Here is a 17012-nt window from a genome sequence, read left to right as displayed (position 1 = left end):
AATTGCCCCGCGCCTTGAGCTATACGGACCATCGCCATGTTGAGCCGTGGATGGGGTAATCGTTGTTCTGCCCCCAGTTGTACTTCTTCCACATCAGGTCCTTGTTCGCACCGCCAAATTTCGCCCTGTCAGCAACCTTTTTGAACACATCATCCGTGATCCACGTACGCTCATCCAGCTTTAGTTCAGTCAACTTTGCTGCGTAATTTGCCGCGCGTCCCACCCAGACAATATCGTTTCCACCCCTAACACCGGTTCTCGCTGCTCGAATCGCACTAGTGTCGATGCCGACGACTTGGCTTACCGTGTACGAGCTGCTCGCATACTGGGCCTTCAAGGCGGGGTTTATAATCTCGCGCACGGCGTAATTGAGCTTCAGCCCGCATGTAACCGCGCGGGTGGATTGCATGTCGCCTATAAAAATTCCCATTATCCGGTCGCCATCGTAGGAGGTTATTGATCCCCCTTCCGATAGGACTAGCTTGGCTGCGCAATGCAGGTAGGTTTTATAAATCTCGGCAGCAAACATCCAACCATGAGTATCGACCAAGGACGTCGAACCGGATAGGTCGGCATACAAAACGGTAGCTCGATCGAATTCGACCGCATCGTTTCCTAGTTGGAGATCTTCGGGAGACGGAACCACTCTACCGTCCCGCTTATCCCAGCTTGTCTTGAAAATTGTGGCGACTTGGCTTTTTAGATCTTCGGCGAGCGACATCTAGAATCCCGTCAATTGTTAGGCCCCATTGCCTTGATGTAATCTCGGAGTTGATTGCACGCGGGAGCGATCAGCGCCGGAGCATCGGGGCCTTGAACAAAGCGGTAAGAAATCGTCGTCACTCCACTCAAATCGCTGGGCAACTTCACCTTCTCTTCGCGGGGCTCCATCAGAATCGCCCGCGCTCTTCCAAGCCTTCCCATGAACAGACCGAGTTCGAAAATGACGTTATCGCGCGGAGCTGGCCACTCCTGCCCCCGTGTGACAGTTAGATCGTCCGTATGGGCGATGGCGATGGCGAAGTCGGAATTGTCAACCTGATCTTCGAGACTCTGCAAAGTGTAATTAGCAATGCGAAAGACGCCGTCGGTCCAAATCACGACCGTGAATGGGTCGTACTGCAAAGCATCTTGAATGGCGCGCGCAACAGGAAGTGCTTCGGCCGACGAGATGATGAAAACCCTGATCTTATCACGATACTTCCCGACCAGTTGGTTCCTTTGCTGCAAGCGTCTCGCGAGTTCTCTGCCAACGTATCGGTAGACATTAGGATATTTGTTCGCGATCTCGTGGAATTGCGGCTCTGTCAGCTTTCCAACGACTGATCGTTCTGCTGCGACAAGCGTCGCCGCACGTCGCTGTGTCGGCTCGATGGCGGCCATCTCACCCACGTGGTCGCTTGGCCCCCGCCTCCCCACCTTGCGGCCATTGACAGTAACGTCGAACGCACCGGTAAGGATAAGGAAGACCTCGTTCCCCTCCGTGTCCTGTTCGATCAAAACCTCGCCCGGCTCGACTTGTAGGAGTGCAACGGATGCGGCAAGCTCTTCCGCGAGCGCGGCACTCCCGGCAACGATCTTCTGAGACGAAAGCGCGTCGAGCAATAGTCTACGGCCAGTATCCCCTTCAAAGCGCTCAATCATTGCAATCAATCTCTTCCAGCTTTTCCCGACGGGATGAGATGCGCCACCCGCGACAGTTGAAATATCATGCGCTGAACTCGCTACAAATACTCATCAAGTCTGACATTAGGACTATCCCCCACAGATGATTTTCGTCGCCCCGGACGCGCAGCGGTTCTATCGTCGTGATTCGCCCGCATCTGCTCGTCGTTGCTTGCTGTCGGAAGCAGTGGCTTTTTAGTCGCTGTTGGGGCTTCGTGCGGACATCGGGTAGCGATCGTCGGATTTGTTCTTGGCCCGATCACGTAGGCAGCAAGTTAGTATCGCGACTTATCAACGGGTGATGGTGCTGGCAGCAGGGATCGAACCCGCGACCCCGTGATTACAAATCACGTGCTCTACCAACTGAGCTATGCCAGCGACGGTCCCGGTCATATCAGAACAGCGACGATCGCGGCAACCACACAGGCCACCCGTTTTACCCCATTTGTTACCCTCGAAATTCTTTCGACCATTATTACTTTGAAATTTAAAGCAAAATTTGGACGAAGCCACGGTTTTGTAAACCGAAGGTCGGGGTTCAATCCCCTCAGCCGGCACCACCGATTTAGCCGACACTGCGGCCTTTATAGATCGGGGCACTCCTCCGTCTGACGACCGCGAGAACCGATTTCAGGCAATCACGTCAGAGCTTTCCGGGCGACCGTTACACTCAACTCGAGCAGCGGGTGCTTCTCGTTCCTGACTATAATGAGGACCTGCGCCCCCTTTGCCGACGCAACGTCTCTGGCAATCGAGGTCGCCATTGCGATCGCCTCTTTTTCGGCGGCTTCCGGGCCGGGCAAATCCACCCCATCCTCGTCGACCGCAGCGAAAAAGTCGTCCTTGATATCGAAGTAGAACTTCATGGCTCAGAGCGACGGATTGAGATGAAGGTAAAGCACGTCGAAGTCTGCTATTTCGCGCAACCTGGCTTCATCAAGGATCGATATTCTTCCCCGCTCCAGGTCCAACACGCGCTGAGCACGTAGCTGCTGAACGACCCGATTCATGTGGACCACACTCGTGCCGACGGCGTCGGCGAGGAGTGCCTGAGAGGCCGGAAAGTCGAAGGACAGGCCGTCCGCTCGACCGATCGCCTTCAATCTGGTGTAAAGCTCAAGCACGAGATGCGCCACGCGGCTTGTGGCTTCGCGTTGACCAACGTTGCAAATCCACTCCCGGAAGATCGCGGCGTCGGTCAGTGTATCGCGCCAAAGCGCTTCGGCCACGTTAGGCCGCTTTCTTATCAGTGAGCGCACCGCTGCATGCGGAATGAAGCCGAGAACGCTATCGCCAAGCGCGCTGACGTCATGGTCCATCACATGTAGAAAGAGACCCTGCAGATCGGGAATGTCGCCGGGTTGGTGAAAGGCCATGATTTGGCGGTGGCCATTGCCGACGATCTTTGATCTCAGGATAAAGCCATCAACGACAAGGCAGCACGCCGAAGGTCGATCTCCGAGAGAAACGACCGGCTGACCGCCAGCCATCCGTTTCACCGTGATTGGCAAATGACGGATAGCGGCCTCGTCCTCTTCATCAATTTCGGTGCTGACCCGCAACCGCCTTAAGAAAGGTTCGAAAATTTCCGCGTTATTCATCGTTAGCTCCGGTCGGCAAACGAATTTTTGTGACGTTCGTTCCAATCCGGACGGCTAGCTATTGTCTCACGCGAAGCAGAGGGACCGCCGCAAATTCCAACCCTCGGCGGAACCCACGGGAACGGCGTCAATTCATCTTGCCGCGAAGCCTTGGAGCGAAATTTGACGCGCAACGCTCACTTCGAATGCTTCGGTGCGCTGCTTTGCTCGAAGTGCTCAGCGCCTGATATCTCCACCCAGGCATGTTTCGACTGTTCGAAAACCGAGCGGTTGGGCGCCGGGTAGTTCGGAACCGCGATCGCGCCCACGGCAACGCCGATCATCGCAGGCAGATTGTCCGCCTTCCAATAGACCGTCGAACCGCACTCGGGGCAAAAATAGCTGCGGACCGTGCCGCCGCTTGCGGCTGTCCGGACGTACTCCTTCGACGTCCCTGAGATCGTGACGCCCTCCGCCGGATAGAACGCACCGACCCCGAACGGCGCGCCGGTTCGACGCTGGCAGTCAATGCAGTGGCAGGCGACGACGAGGCTGGAAGGTCCTGGAAGCGACAGCGCGAGAGCGCCGCACCTGCATTGGGCATCGATCATCGAAGCTCCTTCCTCCTCAATTGGCTGACAGGTTCTGTCGCTCGGCTGGAGCGCAGAGCAATCCAGGACGGACCCTCACTCCTTCGCAACCTCGAACGCCAGCAGTGCGTTGCCGGCGACGCCGCCCCACTGGCCGTAGCCGGAATTGGTGTAGAGCATTCCGCCGGCGATGATCGGCCCGGGGCCGTCGATCGCGCCGCCATGACCAGGGGCGCCGTTCACCGCCGTATAGTCTCGCGCCGTGTCGTAGTCCCACAACAGCTTTCCGTCGGCTGTCGCGTAGGCGCGCAGAAAGCCGCTGACGCCGCCGGAAAACACGACGCCGGGGATCAGGCTCACGGCAGCCGACAGCGCAGGGCTGCATTGGAGGCGATCGCCACAGGCGACAGGAGATACTTCCATCGCAATTTTCCCACTGGCGAGGTCGAGGCCGAACAGGCCGCCGCCTTGGGTGGCATCGAGCCGCCGCGTACCATCGCGCAGGAACCGCACGTCTGAGTTCGCGACATAGATGCGATCCTGGTCGGCGGCCGAGCCCCACTCGCTGCCGCCGAGCGCACCGCCCTTCCCGATCCGCGTCTGCCACAGGATCTTGCCGCCATCATCAGGATCGAGCGCGTGCACGACGCCGGACTTCTGCGCGATGGCAAGAACGCGCCTGCCGTCACGCAAGGTCACGAGGATCGGCGACTGGCCAAAATCGTGGTCGGGCCCGTGATCTTCAGGACAATTGGTCTTGTCCGCGCCGAAGCACGCGACGATGAAGGCGTCGCTCGGGGTCGCCTGCTGCTTCCAGAGCAGCTTACCTGTCGCAAGCTCGAAGGCGAGGACCGCATCGGCGGTTGCGGCGGGTGGATTCGAATAGGAATTGCTGGTCGCGACGTAGACGGCGTTGCGTTTCGGATCAATCGTCGGTGCCGACCACACCGCCGCGCCGGACGGGCCGAACAGCTGCGTGCCTCTCGCATTCTTGCCGGTCGGATGCGGCACCTCGGGGATCGTGTAGGCCTGCCACACCGGCTTGCCGGTCACTGCCTCGAGCGCGACCACGCTGCCGCGGAAGGTACAGCATTCGTAACTGGCCTGCGAACCGGCGGCCTCCTCCAGCGAGGAGACCGGGATATAGAGCACGCCGGAATGCAGCGTCGGCGCGCCAGTGATGCGCGCTGCCGGATGCTCCTCGACCTTCGTCTTCCAGATCAGCGCGCCAGTCAGTGCGTTCACCGCATAGGCATTGGCGCGCAGGTCACCGAAGAAGATCGCGAACTGATCGGTGCCGGGAAGCGGCCCGAAGCTGATCGCCGCGCGCACCGCGGCATCGGTCGGCAGCGTCCACCTCGTGCAGCCGCTTCGCGCGTCGAGCGCGTGCACCTTGCGGTCAGTGCCGCCGATAAACAGCAGACCGCCCACGATGGTCGGCGGCGCAAACGACACCGAGGCGCCGGGAAAGGCATAAGCCCATTTCAACCGCAGGCGCGGCACCTCTTCCGCGGTGAGGCCGGCCATTTCGGCCGACTGGAAGCGGCTGTTGGCAACGTCGACGCCCCAGCCATTCCAGCGCGGACCATCGAGCGCTTGCGGAAAGAAATTGACCTGCTGCGTGCAGCGTCCCTCCGCATCGACTGCATTGTCGCCCACCGCGGCCTTGCCGGTGACAAAGGCGGCAATCGCGCGCCGTTCCGAGTCGCTGCGGTCCTTCGCCATTGCCGCCATGCTTCCAGAAGTCAGCGTTCCCAGCACATGATCGAACGACATCGCCTGCATGGCGCCGCGGCCTGGCACACGGCTCTGGCCATCACCGCCATCGTGACATTGCGCGCAGTGGCTTGCGTAGAGCGCAGCGCCGTCCTGCTGCGCCAACGCGGGCGCGCAGCACCAGACCAGCATGGCGACGGCGACAACACTCGGTCTCATGGCGTGCTCCAACATCGTCACCGCAATGCGAGACGGCATCATGCAACCCAAAGTATAGCGCGAGGGGAATCACTCACGCAACGGACGTTCCACCCGCGTCCGTCATATCCCCCGGGCAGTGAGGACACGATCGGGCAGTTCATCGAGCCGCCACAGCCCGAGGCTCTTGTCGCGCCAGCCGCCATCGCCCTCTTCGCAACGCTCGTTGATCAGCTCGCGCGGTGCCGGCCAGTCGAACGGCGCCTTCTCCATGTTCAGCGCCCGCCAGTCGCCGTCCTCGCAATCGCAATTGTCGTCCCATTCGGGAAACGTCGTGACCAGCAGGAAACGCGCACCGCTGGCGCGAAAGTTCGCGACGGCGCGGACGATGTGGTCGAAACTCAAATGGACCAGGCAGTCCCGGCACAGAACCACGTCGGCACGCGGCAGTGCATCGCGTGTGATGTCGGCAACGAGAAACCGGCCTGACAACTCACCGCCAGCCACGCGCTTGCGATTGGCCGCGATCAGCGACGGCACGATGTCGATTCCGGTGTAGTCGAGATGCAGCTTCAGGCGGCCGATCCAGCCCGCGTCGCCGCAGGGCGCATCGAGCAGCGAGTGCGCGCCGAGCCGTTGCAGGAGTGCAGGAAGCTCCTCGCGGATTGCTGCGGTCGCGGGATTCTCCGAGCCGAGGCCCGACACCGAACTGGCCGCCCCCCACAGGTTGGTCTTCTCGATGCGCTCGAACCGCGCGGCCAGATCGAGGCCGACAAAATTCTCGCGGTCGGCGGTGAACCGCTCATGGGCGAGCACGGGTGGGCGCTTGGAGATCATCGTCCGGACCTTAAGACTACGTTGTGAACACTGTGGTCATGCGTTCCATCCGAATCTCATCCCATCCTCAAACCGGTTTCTGCCACTCCATGATGTGGAAGTAAGGCACCCGGCGATGAAAGGCATTCCTGTCGGGGTCGCCGCCGCTGGGCTGCGGCTCGACGAAAAGGCGCAACAGGAGCCCCTGATCGAGTAGCAGCGTCATGTAGGTGCTGAGCGGACGATGCCAGTTCAGAATTCGGATGCCGCGCCAAGTCACCCAAGTCGGCCGCTCCTCCATGTAATGATCGATGTTGAAGCGCAAGGCGCCGTCGCCGTCACGCGTCCAGCCGTCGGGCGGACCCGCGGTGTTGAAGCTGGTCAGATTGGCAATCAGCAGCGTACCGCCCGGCCGCAGCGCTGCCACGATCTTCCCGATCGCCGCACCGAGATGGGGCATGTCGACTAGGCTGAGATAGCTGACGACCAGATCAAATGGCGCTTCGATCTTCATTGTTTCAGCTCGGCCAAGCCGGTAGTCGCCCTGCGGGTCCAATTTCATGGCACGCGCGAGCAGCGCTTCGGTCGGGTCGATGCCGGTGGTGCGGATGCCGGCGCGCTGCATGATGCGACAGAAGCGCCCCTCGCCGCAGCCAACGTCGAGCGCATTGCGGAAGCCGCGCCCTTCGATCCGCGCTCGCATCGGCGCGTCCAGCACGAAGCGGCGACCATAGTCGCCGTCTTCACCCTGCTCGACGATCCAAGCAGCCGCGGACGCGGTCCAGCCGTCGCTGATATCCTCGTTCATGGATCGACCTTCGGGAATGGACGTTGGCCGCACGCATTTCGGGCGCGGCTACTGACCACAGATTGGATCAGAGTTCAACATGAGGTAGCATGCGCATCCCATGCCTCCCTATACCAGCCGAGAGATCGCCAAGATCACCGCGGGTGCTGTCGCGGCGATCGTCGCAACGGGCTTCCTGTTCGCGATCGCGATGTCCCTCTTGCTGCCGCAATAAATCAGCTGCTTGCCGGGGCGCCGTGCCGCCGGAGTTTGTGCCACCCAGCCGGTTGCTGTCGCTCGCCAGCATCTTGGCCGTGGAAAACACTTGGCCAGCGTCGAGGACGACGCTTCAAGCTCGGTGGGCGCCGCGCCCACCGTCTTGATCTCGCCGGCTGCGCGCTCAAAGCCGTCGGCAAGGTTGACCATGTCGCGCTTGCGCTGATGGGCGGCTTGCTTCCCAACCTCGATCTGCGCTGCCGTGAGGCGACCTCGATCCGTGGTTCTGAAGATTTGTCTTTGAAGATTTGCCCTGGCCATGTCCTGATCGCGTCCCGCCGGCAGTTTGGGGAGCGATCCGGGCATGGTCAGACGGAACCGGTCAAGGGCGTCGGCCGTTGTCGACCCATGCGGATCAGGGAAGAAAATCGAAACATGTTTCTGCTGGCCACGGTGACGCTGTGCTGTAGCGCGTTGGCCGGGGCTGTTGCGCTGTTCGAACAGGCTGCCTGGCCGGCTCCGGCAAAGCAGCGGGCTGAAACGGTAGCAATAGACGGGGCCACGCCGACGCCGGTTCGGGTGGTCGGGGCGCCGTTCGAGCCCAACCTCAATCCGCGGGAGCGCTAGCGCTCACGCCGGCGAGACGTCGGCGCCCTCCTCCGGACGGCGTTTGGCGCGGGCCAACTCCTCAGCGAACGCGATCACCTCCGCCCGTTTGTCGGGCGGCAGCGATAGGAACGCGCGGACGAGCCTCAAGCCCTCGGCTTCGGCTGAACGGTCTGCTTTGGCATCCATTCCCCACTGTCGGGCGGCCGGGAAAAATATGCAATCCCCCACCCAACACCTTCTTGATTCGGCCGGCCAGCTTTGCTGGAATGGCGCCAACAGGGGTGCACCATGAAGTGGATCGCGGAACGCGACGCGCTGATCGCGCAGACAATGGCTTTCGTCCAATCGGTAACCGGCAAAAAGGATGACTTGCATCCACCGGAGATCCCGATGGCGACAGTGGCCGCGTCGGTGCAGATCGCCCCCGTCAACACCATCATCGGGACCGAGTCACTTAAGGCCGCTCCGCCGCTGCCGTTACCTCTCCCGCCGTCCCGGGTGGCGAGCCACGACGTCCGCACCGAAATACAGGCCCGCATCGCCAATTTCCGCAAGCATCAGGAGCGGTTCGAGCGCGAGCGCGAGGAATATTGCGCGGCCACCCTGACCAGACTGCGGGCCGCCATCCGCGAGCCCTCCTCCCGTCCACCGGCTGACAAGTAAAGCCGGATCTCCCGTCGCTGGCCTAAAGCCAAGACCACACCAGCCAGAGATTGGCCGCGCAGGCGCCGAACAGGGCCAGCGTGAGGGGCAGCAGCATGTGCCCGCAAGAGGTTTTCAGGTCCGTCGTCATGACCGAAAACATCCGCTGATTCCGCCAAATGAGTCCCGTGGATTCTTTTTTTCGGGATTCAGGACTCGTTAAGGACTCAGGACCCGGCGGCCCTGATCACGGCCGCGTGATCGACCGGCGAGCGGAACCCCTACCCCGTCAAATTCGTTAATGCGCTTTCCAGGAGCGGGAACAATGCCCTACGCCCTGTTCTGCAACGATGCCCAGATCAGCAAGGCCTATCCTGACGAGTCCGACGTCTGGAGGCTCGCGCAGCGAAGTGGCCTCGTCGTGGACGTAACCGCGGATGACAACCGTCCCGGGCCACGCCGGGTGCTCGACAACGATTACGAGATCAAGCCTTGCCGGGCCGCACAGGGCGAGGACCCGGCCCGGAACAAGGCCGAGGCTGATCGCCAAGCGAGGATGGAGCTTGAGCTGAATTCCTAAAGAGGAATCGAAGCTGGGAAGCCAGAGCTCAGGAAAAGCTTAGGGGGTCGCGGTGGCCAGTGACGCCTGCTCGCCCGCCAGAGCCACGCAGGCCTTCCGGCGATGCAGCCCACGGATCGCGCCGGTGACCTTCAGCACCTTACCGGAGGAGCACGAGGCGTCCTTGACGAAGGCCACCTCGTAGGGTGCCAGCATCAGAGGCTCGGATTTGAGGATTGTTTGGGCAGCGCACGGCAAACTGACGAAGCACGAGAGCACCACAGCCGACACCAAGATACGCATGTCCGTCGTCCCACCAGCCCGGTAATTGTCATATAACGCGTTCCGGCGCGCGAGTTCCGTAAGCTGCAAAAATTATTTTTGCTTTACCCGAGCTCCATGACGCGCGTGAGAAAGCGCCCGCCAGAACGTTTGCCTGCAAATGACGCGCCAGATGGTTGACGCGATGCAAACAAAGGACTTGCGAACGAGGGCTGGGCAAACGAAAGGCCGGCGAGAGCCGGCCTTTGTCAGGTCGTGGGTCGCTGGTGGCGCGTCAGTAGCGCGAGGCTGCCGGACCGCCCCAGCCGAAGCGGTAATTCACGCCGACCTTGACGGTATGCTCGTCCTCCCGGCCGCGGACGCCGACGACGTCAGCCGGACCCGAGGTGATCGTCGTGTTGCCGAAGTTGTAATATTGGTACTCGGCCTTGGCCGACCAGTTCGGCGCGAACATGTATTCGAGGCCAGCGCCAACGGTATAGCCGTCCTTGCTGTTGCCGGTGGCGGTGAAGGGCTGCGGGACGCCGGCGACATTGACGCCAAGACCGCCATTGCGCCAGGCATAACCGCCCTTGGCGTAAAGCAGCGCCGGTCCCCAGGTGTAGCCGATGCGACCGGTCACCGAGCCGAGCTGGTCGGTATTGGAGGTCACCTGCGTGCCCAGCGGGAACGTAGCGCCGCCGTTGTTGGTCGGCAGCCAGGAATACTGGGCCTCGACACCCATGACCCAATTGGGCGCGAACTGGTAGTCGAAGCCGCCCTGAACACCGCCGAGGAAGCGCGCGTCGCTCGACTGGAAGCTGCTGTCGCCGGCAAAGGCGCCGCCGACATGGCCACCGATGTAGAAGCCGGTCCAGTTGTAGATCACCTGCGGCGGCGTGTAGGCCGGAGCCTTGGTGTAGGTGCGCGCCTGCATGTCGGCTGCGGCAGCCGGCGCAGCCAGCGCAAGCAGGGCAACGGCGCCCAGCAAAATCCTCTTCATGATTATCCCCGTTCTTTCAATTCGACACTCAGGAAACAACGTGGCGTGAATTGGGTTGCTTCGAGGCGATGCCGGAACGTTGATCGTTCGTTACTGTGACGGAGCGGCAACAGCGCGATTTTGTTCCGTCCGACAGGCGCGTGCCGACGGTTTTTTCCGTCGGAAACAAAACATTCCGTAACGATTAGTCGCAACGCGAAACCACCCCGTTCAAAGCTCCCCGAAATGTGATCCGGCAGCTCCGGCGGGCTTTGTCTATCACCAAGCGATGAAGGTGGGCTTTGCGCTACCGCGTCATCTTTTCAAGTTCCGGAAAGGGTACGTAAACTGCGCCCGCGCACAGCTCGCTGGCGCGATCGACGACGCGGTCCGCCCGGCCGTTGACGAAGATCACGGCGCGCTCCCTCATGGCCTTGTAGGTGCCGTCGGTCTCGCGTGGGGTGAAGTGCAGGCAACTGACGTAGAACTGGCGGCCTCCGACCTCGCGCTGCGCCGGCTCGGCCATGCTGGCGTCACGCACGCCGACAGGATTGTTCAGATAGCTGCGCATCAAGGCCAGCGTGTCGCCACGGAAATTATCCGGGAACGGTTGTGGACCTCCGGCCTGGGTCCCCTCCATCAGGGTTGGACGGTCACCATCGCTGCCGAAACATCCCGTGAGCGCCAGCGGCAGTGCCAGCATCAACGCCAAGCTCACTGCGCGTTCCGCTAGTCGCCGCACCGCTTACGCTCTCCGCTCGATCAGTCTCGGAGACGTTCCAGCCCCAAGGTTGCAATGATGCATGTCTACAGGTGTTTTGCCCGACGAGTCAAACGGATTCGTAAAATCCGCAAATACGCCGAACCATTGATTTATCTACGACCCGCTACTGTGCATGGGGTTGTTTTCGAGGTTTTGTTTGCGGCCGCCAAATCTGGGACGTTGCTCGCGGGCTTCAGCATGGTCATACCGGCCCGCCGCCAGCACCTCGAGCTTTCGCGCAAGGCGTGACGAACGGGCCGGGCCTGAATTCCTCACGCGGCGGCCGGGGCAATGCTAGGACGCCGCCGCGCAGGCTCAGTCGTTAGCTGCGCTTCTCCATCGTCGCCGGCTTGGTCACGTCCGGCTGCGTCTTCAGCGACTTCTTCGCTGACAGATGCTTGTGGTGGTGGCGATGCTTGCGCACGGTCTTGTGCTCGTCCGGTGTGACGGCGGCGTTGGCGTTCATCGCCTTCGACTTGGTGTCCACCTTGGCATCGGCCTTGACGTCCGAAGCCTTGGCGTTGGCCTTGAGGCCGGCATCGGGTTTCGCGGCGGTGGTCGACACCTTGGTCTGGCTCTGGTCTGCCTTGATCACCGGCGTGGTCGTGGTGGTCTCGGCTGCGAAGGCCGGGGCTGCGATCACGGAGGCTGCGAGCAAGGCTGCGGAAATGGTTTTCAACATGGTTGGTCTCCTCTTGGAAGGATCTTGAGGCGGGCGCCCTCTCGCCAACCCTTTGATCGTAGGTTGGAGCCTAGGAGGCTCGCACTGAACCCAATCTGAAGCCCACAGCAGGCTCCCGTTCATCTGGATGACAAGTTTGTCATCCGCGCTAGGCCAGGATGCCGGGAATGTTTTTGCCTGATGGGTGTTCCGGTCTTTGGGCAATCGTGTAGGATCGCCACGTTCCATACCGGAGAACTTATATGCGCAAACTCTCAATGCTTCTTGTGCCGGGACTTGTCGCCGTGTCGTTGGCAGCGGCGCCGGTGCTGACCAGCGCCTATGCCGCCGGCAGCGATGAGCCCTCCTCGCCACCGAAATCCGACACCTCAACCAAGAAGGGCAAGAAGAAGAGCTCCTCGGTCAGCGATCCGAAATTCCTTGCTGCCTATCGCACCGCCTACACCACGATCTATGACAATCACGACTACACCGGCGCGATCGGCCAGCTGAAGTCGCTCAAGCGCGACGACGTCGCCGACGTCGCCAATCTGATCGGCTACTCCTATCGCAAGCTCGGCGACTACCAGTCGTCGAAGGTCTATTACGAGCTCGCGCTGAAGGACGATCCGAACCACGTCCGCACCTGGCAGTATTATGGCCTCTGGCAGCTCGAGCAGGGCAACCGCGAGCAGGCGCAGTATCACCTGAACAAGCTCGCCTCGCTCGCCGGCACCGACAGCTCCGAATATCGCTCGCTCGCCGCCGCGCTCGACAAGCCGACCGGAGCGACGCTGGTCTATTAAGAACAGAACATCGCATCTCCGAATGGGACGAACGGGCACAACCTCAGGGTTGTGCCCGTTCTGCGTTCTCGGTTAGCCTCTCGCATCAAACACTCTCCTGGTAAATCGGTGCGCAATGGACAAGTGGCTGCGATCCGCGATCGACTACATCGGCTCCTGGATCGAATTCCAGCACACCACAATCCACCAGCCGGGCGTCATGGTCGCCTTCGTCCATCGCGGCGAGGTGGTTGCCGAGCATGCGTTCGGCCTCGCCAATCTCGACACCGGCGAGAAGCTCACCCCGCGCCACCGCTTCCGCATCGCCTCGCACTCGAAGAGCTTTACCTCGGCCGGCATCATGAAGCTGCGCGAGCAGCGCAAGCTCCGGCTCGACGATTCCATCGGCCAACATGTCGCCGGCCTGCATCCGCGCGTCGCCGAAACGACGATTGCGCAAGTGCTCTCGCACAGCGCGGGACTGACGCGCGACGGCGCCGATTCCGGCCAGTTCATCGACAGCCGTCCCTATCTCGACGCGAGCGAGCTGCTCGCGGAATTGAAGCGGCCGACCGCAATCGAGCCGGGCACACGCTTCAAATATTCCAATCACGGCTTTGGGCTGATCGGTCTCGTCATCGAGGCCGTGACGAAGGAGCCCTACCCGGTCTGGATCAAGCGCGAGATCATCGAACCTGCGGGCCTGCGCGAGACCGAGCCGGACGCGCCGCTTCCCAAGGGCGCGTCGTTCGCGCGCGGCCACACTCGCAAGCTGCCGTACGGAGAGCGATGCGTGATCCCCGGCGACAATCCCGCGCACGCGATGGCCTCCGCCGCCGGCTTCATCGCGACCGCCGCCGATACCGCCCGCTTCTACGCGCAGCTCGCGCCTAATGCGAAAAAGAGCGTGCTATCGGTCGCAAGCCGCCGCGAGATGACGCGAAACCATTGGCGCGTGCCGCAAAGCTTCGAGGCCTATTACGGCCTCGGCGTCAACGCCGGCAAAACCGACGGCTGGGATTGGTTGGGCCATGGCGGCGGCTTTCAAGGTTACATCTCCAGGACCTGCTCCATCCCCGCTTGCGAGCTCGCGATCAGCATCCTCAGCAACTCCATCGACGGCGCGGCCCCGTTCTGGATGGACGGCGCGATGCAGATCCTGCGCGTCTTCCAGTCCCGTGGTGCACCCGACCGCCGCGTGCGCGACTGGACCGGCCGTTGGTGGACGATCTGGGGCGCGAACGACCTCGTGCCGGTCGGCAACCGCGTGCTGGTCGCCAATCCCCAGTTCAACAACCCGTTCATGGACGCCGCCGAGATCGAGGTCACCGGCCGCGACACCGGCAAGCTCGCCTGGGCCGCCGGCTACTCCAGCCACGGCGAGCCGGTCCGCCGCGTCCGCGACAAGCGCGGCAAGGTCAGTGACGTCTGGATCGCGGGCGCCAACATCAAGCCTGCGGCCGTCGTGGCGCGTGAGATCGGACGAAGATACAAGCCGCGCACGCGACGGCCTACTCCCGAATGAGAGTCTCGACTTCGCTCCGAAGAGCCTGCCGCGAGCCGTCGCGCGAATAGAACATGTGGCCGCCGGGATAGACCACGAACTTGACCCGCTGCGTTGCGAAGGCCGGCAACTGGTCGAGCACCCGCTTCGATCCGAAATAGGGGGTGGCGAGATCGAACAGGCCGTGCGCGACCAGCACGTTCAGCTTCGCATCGGTGGCGAGGATCTGGCGCAGCTCGGAGACCGACTGCGGCGGGTTGATGCCGCGGCCGAAATCCCAGCGGCCTTCGACGGCGCCGTTCAACACCTCGTAGGAGCCGTCGGGCCGCCAGTTGAGCTTGTGTGTCAACAGGTCAACCGCCGCACTCGTCAGCGGCGCCTGCAGCGCATCGCCGGAGGGATCACCGAACCGCGAGCTGCTCGAATCCGGATAGGGATCGAAGCCGCGCACCGAGCCATCGTAGCGCCCCGTCACCTTGCCGTTCTTGCGGTCGAATTCGCGGCGGAATTCGCCGACGTCGAAGCGGCCGGCAAGCCGACGGCTCACCGCCTGGTCGACGCCGGTGAGCTCGGCGACCTTGTCGGCAAGACGATTGGTCGCCTCCTTGTCCGCCTCGCCCTTGACGAGGTCGGCCAGGAATTCGCCGCGCGCGTAGGCCTCGACGTCGGCGAGATCGGCGCGCTTGACCGGGCCTTTCGCCTCGCGCGCCACCGCCACATAGCTCGGCAGCGTCGCGACATATTGCAGGAGGCTGGTGCCGGTGAATTCGCGGAAGTCCAGGAGCGGCGACACCAGGATCAATCCCCTGACGCCGACGCCGTGCTGGAGCTGCAACTGGCGCACCACCTTCGGCCCGCGAATGCCGCCATAGCTTTCGCCGGCGACGTATTTCGGCGAGGTCAGCCGGTCGTGCTTCTCGAGCCAGCGGCGGATCACCAACGCGATCGAATTGACATCGCCGTCGACGGAGTAGAACGATTTGCGCGCGTCATCGCTGCTCGCGACGAAGCGGCTGTAGCCGGTGCTGACGGGGTCGATGAAGACGAGATCGGTGAAATCGAGCCAGGTCTCCGCGTTCGGCTTCACCTCGGGCGAGGCGGACGGCGACAGCGCTTCGCCATCGAGCGGCAGCCGCCACGGCCCGGCCGCGCCGAACTGGAGCCATGCCGACGACGCACCGGGCCCGCCATTGAACAGGAACGTCACCGGGCGCGTCGCACGGTCTGCGCCGTCGAGCTCATAGGATGTATAGGCGATGTCGGCCACCGGCTCACCCTTGCCGTCGAACACGCGGATCGAACCAGCGGTCGCTGCGAAATTGAGGCTGCGGCCGGGAAGATCGAGTTTCTGCTTCGTGGTCGAATCCGACGGAAGACGGTGCGGCTCGGCGGATGGCGATGCATTCTGCGACGCGCTTTGTGCGCCGCCGCGCCCGCCCTTCTGTCCGGCTGGCGCTGCCGCCTCGGCGCGCGGCTGCGGCGGATCGTCGGCGCGCGCCAATCCTGCGAGCGCGAATGCCGATACCGCCAGCACCAGGGTCGCACGGCGGAGCACCGGCATATTCATATTCATGGTCGTTCTCCCTGCCCGGCGACGACCACCGGTGCGGACCGCAAGGCTAGCGCGGAATTGCGACGGTTTGGGGGATCATGGCTCCGGCGGCGCCTGAAGAGCCCGGTGGGCCACAAATCGACCCGGTTTCATCCTCAAATCGGAATGGGCAGTTGCCGGACTGCTGTGAAGGGTGGTCATCCTCGACAATCGGGGTCGAGATCGTTAGACGAGCCCGGCGGAACTTTCTCGAGCCAGCGGCCCTGCCCGGAAACCATGACCAAGCCAGCGCGATACGACCAGATCGCCTTCGTCGCCAGCCCGAGCAGCGAGGCGCAAGCCGCCTTCGGCCAGCTCACCAGGGACTTCGGCAATTGCGATCCGAAGGACGCCGACATCGTGGTCGCACTCGGCGGCGACGGGCTCATGCTCCAGACGCTGCATCAGCACATGCATACGGGCAAGCCGATCTACGGCATGCACCGCGGCACCGTCGGCTTCCTGATGAACGAGTACTCGACCGTCGATCTTCGAGCCCGCCTCGAGGCCGCGCAGGAATCAGAAATCCACCCCCTCCTGATGCGCGCGACCGATGCCAACGACCGCGTCCACCTGCATCACGCCATCAACGAGGTCGCCCTGTTCCGGCAGACCTACCAGGCCGCGCGCCTGCGGATCCTGATCGACGAGCGCGAGCGCATGTCCGAGCTGATCGCCGACGGCATCATGGTGGCAACGCCGGCTGGCTCGACCGCCTACAATCTGTCCGCCCAGGGACCGATCCTGCCGATCAATGCCGCGCTGCTGGCGCTGACGCCGATCAGCGCCTTCCGCCCACGACGCTGGCGCGGCGCGCTGCTGCCGAACACGGCTTATGTCGTGATTGAGGTGCTGGAGGGCGACAAGCGCCCCGTGGCGGCGGTCGCCGACCACGACGAGGTGCGCGATGTTCGCCGCGTCGAGGTGCTGTCCGACAAGACCATCTCGATGCGCATGCTGTTCGACCCCGGTCATAGCCTGGAAGAGCGCATTCTGCGCGAACAGTTCGGCTCCTGAGCCGCCTCGTCGGACTGCCGATCGCAACCCTTCATTAACCCCCGGCGAGATATGGTTAACGAAAGTTGAC

General features: G+C 62.5%; 20 protein-coding genes, 1 tRNA gene and 1 pseudogene. 6 read left to right on the top strand and 16 right to left on the bottom strand.

Going from position 1 to position 17012, the window contains the following annotated elements; translation table 11 throughout:
* Positions 1 to 19: 19 nt before the first annotated feature.
* The 10 genes and pseudogenes from IVB13_RS32260 to IVB13_RS32215 all read right to left on the bottom strand — a co-directional run.
* On the bottom strand, positions 20 to 721 hold the full coding sequence (locus tag IVB13_RS32260; RefSeq protein ID WP_247491291.1) for an adenylate/guanylate cyclase domain-containing protein: 702 nt from the start codon (positions 719 to 721) through the stop codon (positions 20 to 22).
* Between the two features lie 11 nt (positions 722 to 732).
* Positions 733 to 1644 carry a TIR domain-containing protein gene (locus IVB13_RS32255; protein ID WP_247491289.1) on the bottom strand — a complete coding sequence of 304 codons (912 nt, stop codon included), beginning with the start codon at positions 1642 to 1644 and terminating at the stop codon, positions 733 to 735.
* Between the two features lie 323 nt (positions 1645 to 1967).
* Positions 1968 to 2043 (bottom strand) — tRNA-Thr (locus IVB13_RS32250).
* Positions 2044 to 2303: 260 nt separating this feature from the next.
* Positions 2304 to 2531 (bottom strand): hypothetical protein, encoded by a 228-nt coding sequence (locus tag IVB13_RS32245; RefSeq protein ID WP_018455400.1) that lies wholly within the window; start codon positions 2529 to 2531, stop codon positions 2304 to 2306.
* Positions 2532 to 2534: 3 nt separating this feature from the next.
* A complete protein-coding gene (locus IVB13_RS32240) occupies positions 2535 to 3266 on the bottom strand; it encodes a Crp/Fnr family transcriptional regulator (RefSeq protein WP_247335721.1) in 732 nt (243 codons plus the stop codon).
* A 176-nt stretch (positions 3267 to 3442) separates the two neighbouring features.
* The gene (locus IVB13_RS32235; RefSeq protein WP_247491287.1) at positions 3443 to 3856 is read right to left on the bottom strand and encodes a GFA family protein; all 414 of its coding nucleotides are present in this window, start codon (positions 3854 to 3856) and stop codon (positions 3443 to 3445) included.
* A 75-nt stretch (positions 3857 to 3931) separates the two neighbouring features.
* On the bottom strand, positions 3932 to 5770 hold the full coding sequence (locus IVB13_RS32230) for a PQQ-binding-like beta-propeller repeat protein (protein ID WP_247491285.1): 1839 nt from the start codon (positions 5768 to 5770) through the stop codon (positions 3932 to 3934).
* Between the two features lie 102 nt (positions 5771 to 5872).
* On the bottom strand, positions 5873 to 6586 hold the full coding sequence (locus IVB13_RS32225; protein WP_247299716.1) for a class I SAM-dependent methyltransferase: 714 nt from the start codon (positions 6584 to 6586) through the stop codon (positions 5873 to 5875).
* A 67-nt stretch (positions 6587 to 6653) separates the two neighbouring features.
* Positions 6654 to 7373, bottom strand: coding sequence for a class I SAM-dependent methyltransferase (locus tag IVB13_RS32220; protein WP_247371690.1), 720 nt, complete (start codon positions 7371 to 7373; stop codon positions 6654 to 6656).
* A gap of 306 nt (positions 7374 to 7679) precedes the next feature.
* Positions 7680 to 7901, bottom strand: a pseudogene (locus IVB13_RS32215) (methyl-accepting chemotaxis protein); the annotation flags it as partial.
* Between IVB13_RS32215 and IVB13_RS40525 the strand changes: the two are divergent.
* Entirely contained in the window at positions 7803 to 8195 is a 393-nt protein-coding gene (locus tag IVB13_RS40525; RefSeq protein WP_345946271.1) for a hypothetical protein, read from the top strand. The pseudogene IVB13_RS32215 and the gene IVB13_RS40525 overlap by 99 nt on opposite strands.
* 3 nt (positions 8196 to 8198) lie before the next feature.
* Here IVB13_RS40525 and IVB13_RS32205 read toward each other — a convergent pair whose 3' ends face one another.
* Entirely contained in the window at positions 8199 to 8363 is a 165-nt protein-coding gene (locus tag IVB13_RS32205) for a hypothetical protein (protein WP_247491282.1), read from the bottom strand.
* A 102-nt stretch (positions 8364 to 8465) separates the two neighbouring features.
* Here IVB13_RS32205 and IVB13_RS32200 point away from each other — a divergent pair, with 102 nt between their 5' ends.
* Together IVB13_RS32200 and IVB13_RS32195 are read left to right on the top strand one after the other, a co-directional pair.
* Positions 8466 to 8840 (top strand): hypothetical protein, encoded by a 375-nt coding sequence (locus IVB13_RS32200; protein ID WP_247371686.1) that lies wholly within the window; start codon positions 8466 to 8468, stop codon positions 8838 to 8840.
* Positions 8841 to 9144: 304 nt separating this feature from the next.
* Positions 9145 to 9399 (top strand): hypothetical protein, encoded by a 255-nt coding sequence (locus IVB13_RS32195; RefSeq protein WP_018455390.1) that lies wholly within the window; start codon positions 9145 to 9147, stop codon positions 9397 to 9399.
* Positions 9400 to 9438: 39 nt separating this feature from the next.
* Here the strand turns inward: IVB13_RS32195 and IVB13_RS32190 are convergent, their stop codons facing one another.
* The 4 genes from IVB13_RS32190 to IVB13_RS32175 form a co-directional block, all read right to left on the bottom strand.
* Positions 9439 to 9681, bottom strand: coding sequence for a hypothetical protein (locus tag IVB13_RS32190; RefSeq protein WP_018455389.1), 243 nt, complete (start codon positions 9679 to 9681; stop codon positions 9439 to 9441).
* Positions 9682 to 9934: 253 nt separating this feature from the next.
* Complete coding sequence (locus tag IVB13_RS32185) at positions 9935 to 10642, bottom strand: outer membrane protein (protein ID WP_085384994.1); 708 nt, start codon at positions 10640 to 10642, stop codon at positions 9935 to 9937.
* 286 nt (positions 10643 to 10928) lie between these two features.
* Positions 10929 to 11324 (bottom strand): hypothetical protein, encoded by a 396-nt coding sequence (locus tag IVB13_RS32180; RefSeq protein WP_018455387.1) that lies wholly within the window; start codon positions 11322 to 11324, stop codon positions 10929 to 10931.
* A gap of 382 nt (positions 11325 to 11706) precedes the next feature.
* Positions 11707 to 12066 (bottom strand): hypothetical protein, encoded by a 360-nt coding sequence (locus IVB13_RS32175; RefSeq protein ID WP_247371684.1) that lies wholly within the window; start codon positions 12064 to 12066, stop codon positions 11707 to 11709.
* Positions 12067 to 12308: 242 nt separating this feature from the next.
* Between IVB13_RS32175 and IVB13_RS32170 the strand changes: the two genes are divergently transcribed.
* On the top strand, positions 12309 to 12851 hold the full coding sequence (locus IVB13_RS32170) for a tetratricopeptide repeat protein (RefSeq protein ID WP_085351154.1): 543 nt from the start codon (positions 12309 to 12311) through the stop codon (positions 12849 to 12851).
* Positions 12852 to 12966: 115 nt separating this feature from the next.
* Entirely contained in the window at positions 12967 to 14355 is a 1389-nt protein-coding gene (locus tag IVB13_RS32165; protein WP_247410758.1) for a serine hydrolase domain-containing protein, read from the top strand.
* Here the strand turns inward: IVB13_RS32165 and IVB13_RS32160 are convergent.
* Complete coding sequence (locus IVB13_RS32160; protein WP_247491280.1) at positions 14342 to 15907, bottom strand: peptidase S10; 1566 nt, start codon at positions 15905 to 15907, stop codon at positions 14342 to 14344. The genes IVB13_RS32165 and IVB13_RS32160 overlap by 14 nt on opposite strands.
* 255 nt (positions 15908 to 16162) lie before the next feature.
* Here IVB13_RS32160 and IVB13_RS32155 point away from each other — a divergent pair, with 255 nt between their 5' ends.
* A complete protein-coding gene (locus IVB13_RS32155) occupies positions 16163 to 16942 on the top strand; it encodes an NAD kinase (RefSeq protein ID WP_018455381.1) in 780 nt (259 codons plus the stop codon).
* Positions 16943 to 17012: the final 70 nt, after the last annotated feature.

Source organism: Bradyrhizobium sp. 17, assembly GCF_023073515.1.
Taxonomy (GTDB): Bacteria; Pseudomonadota; Alphaproteobacteria; order Rhizobiales; family Xanthobacteraceae; genus Bradyrhizobium; species Bradyrhizobium canariense_D.
This window is presented reverse-complemented; position numbering and strand designations above follow the sequence as displayed.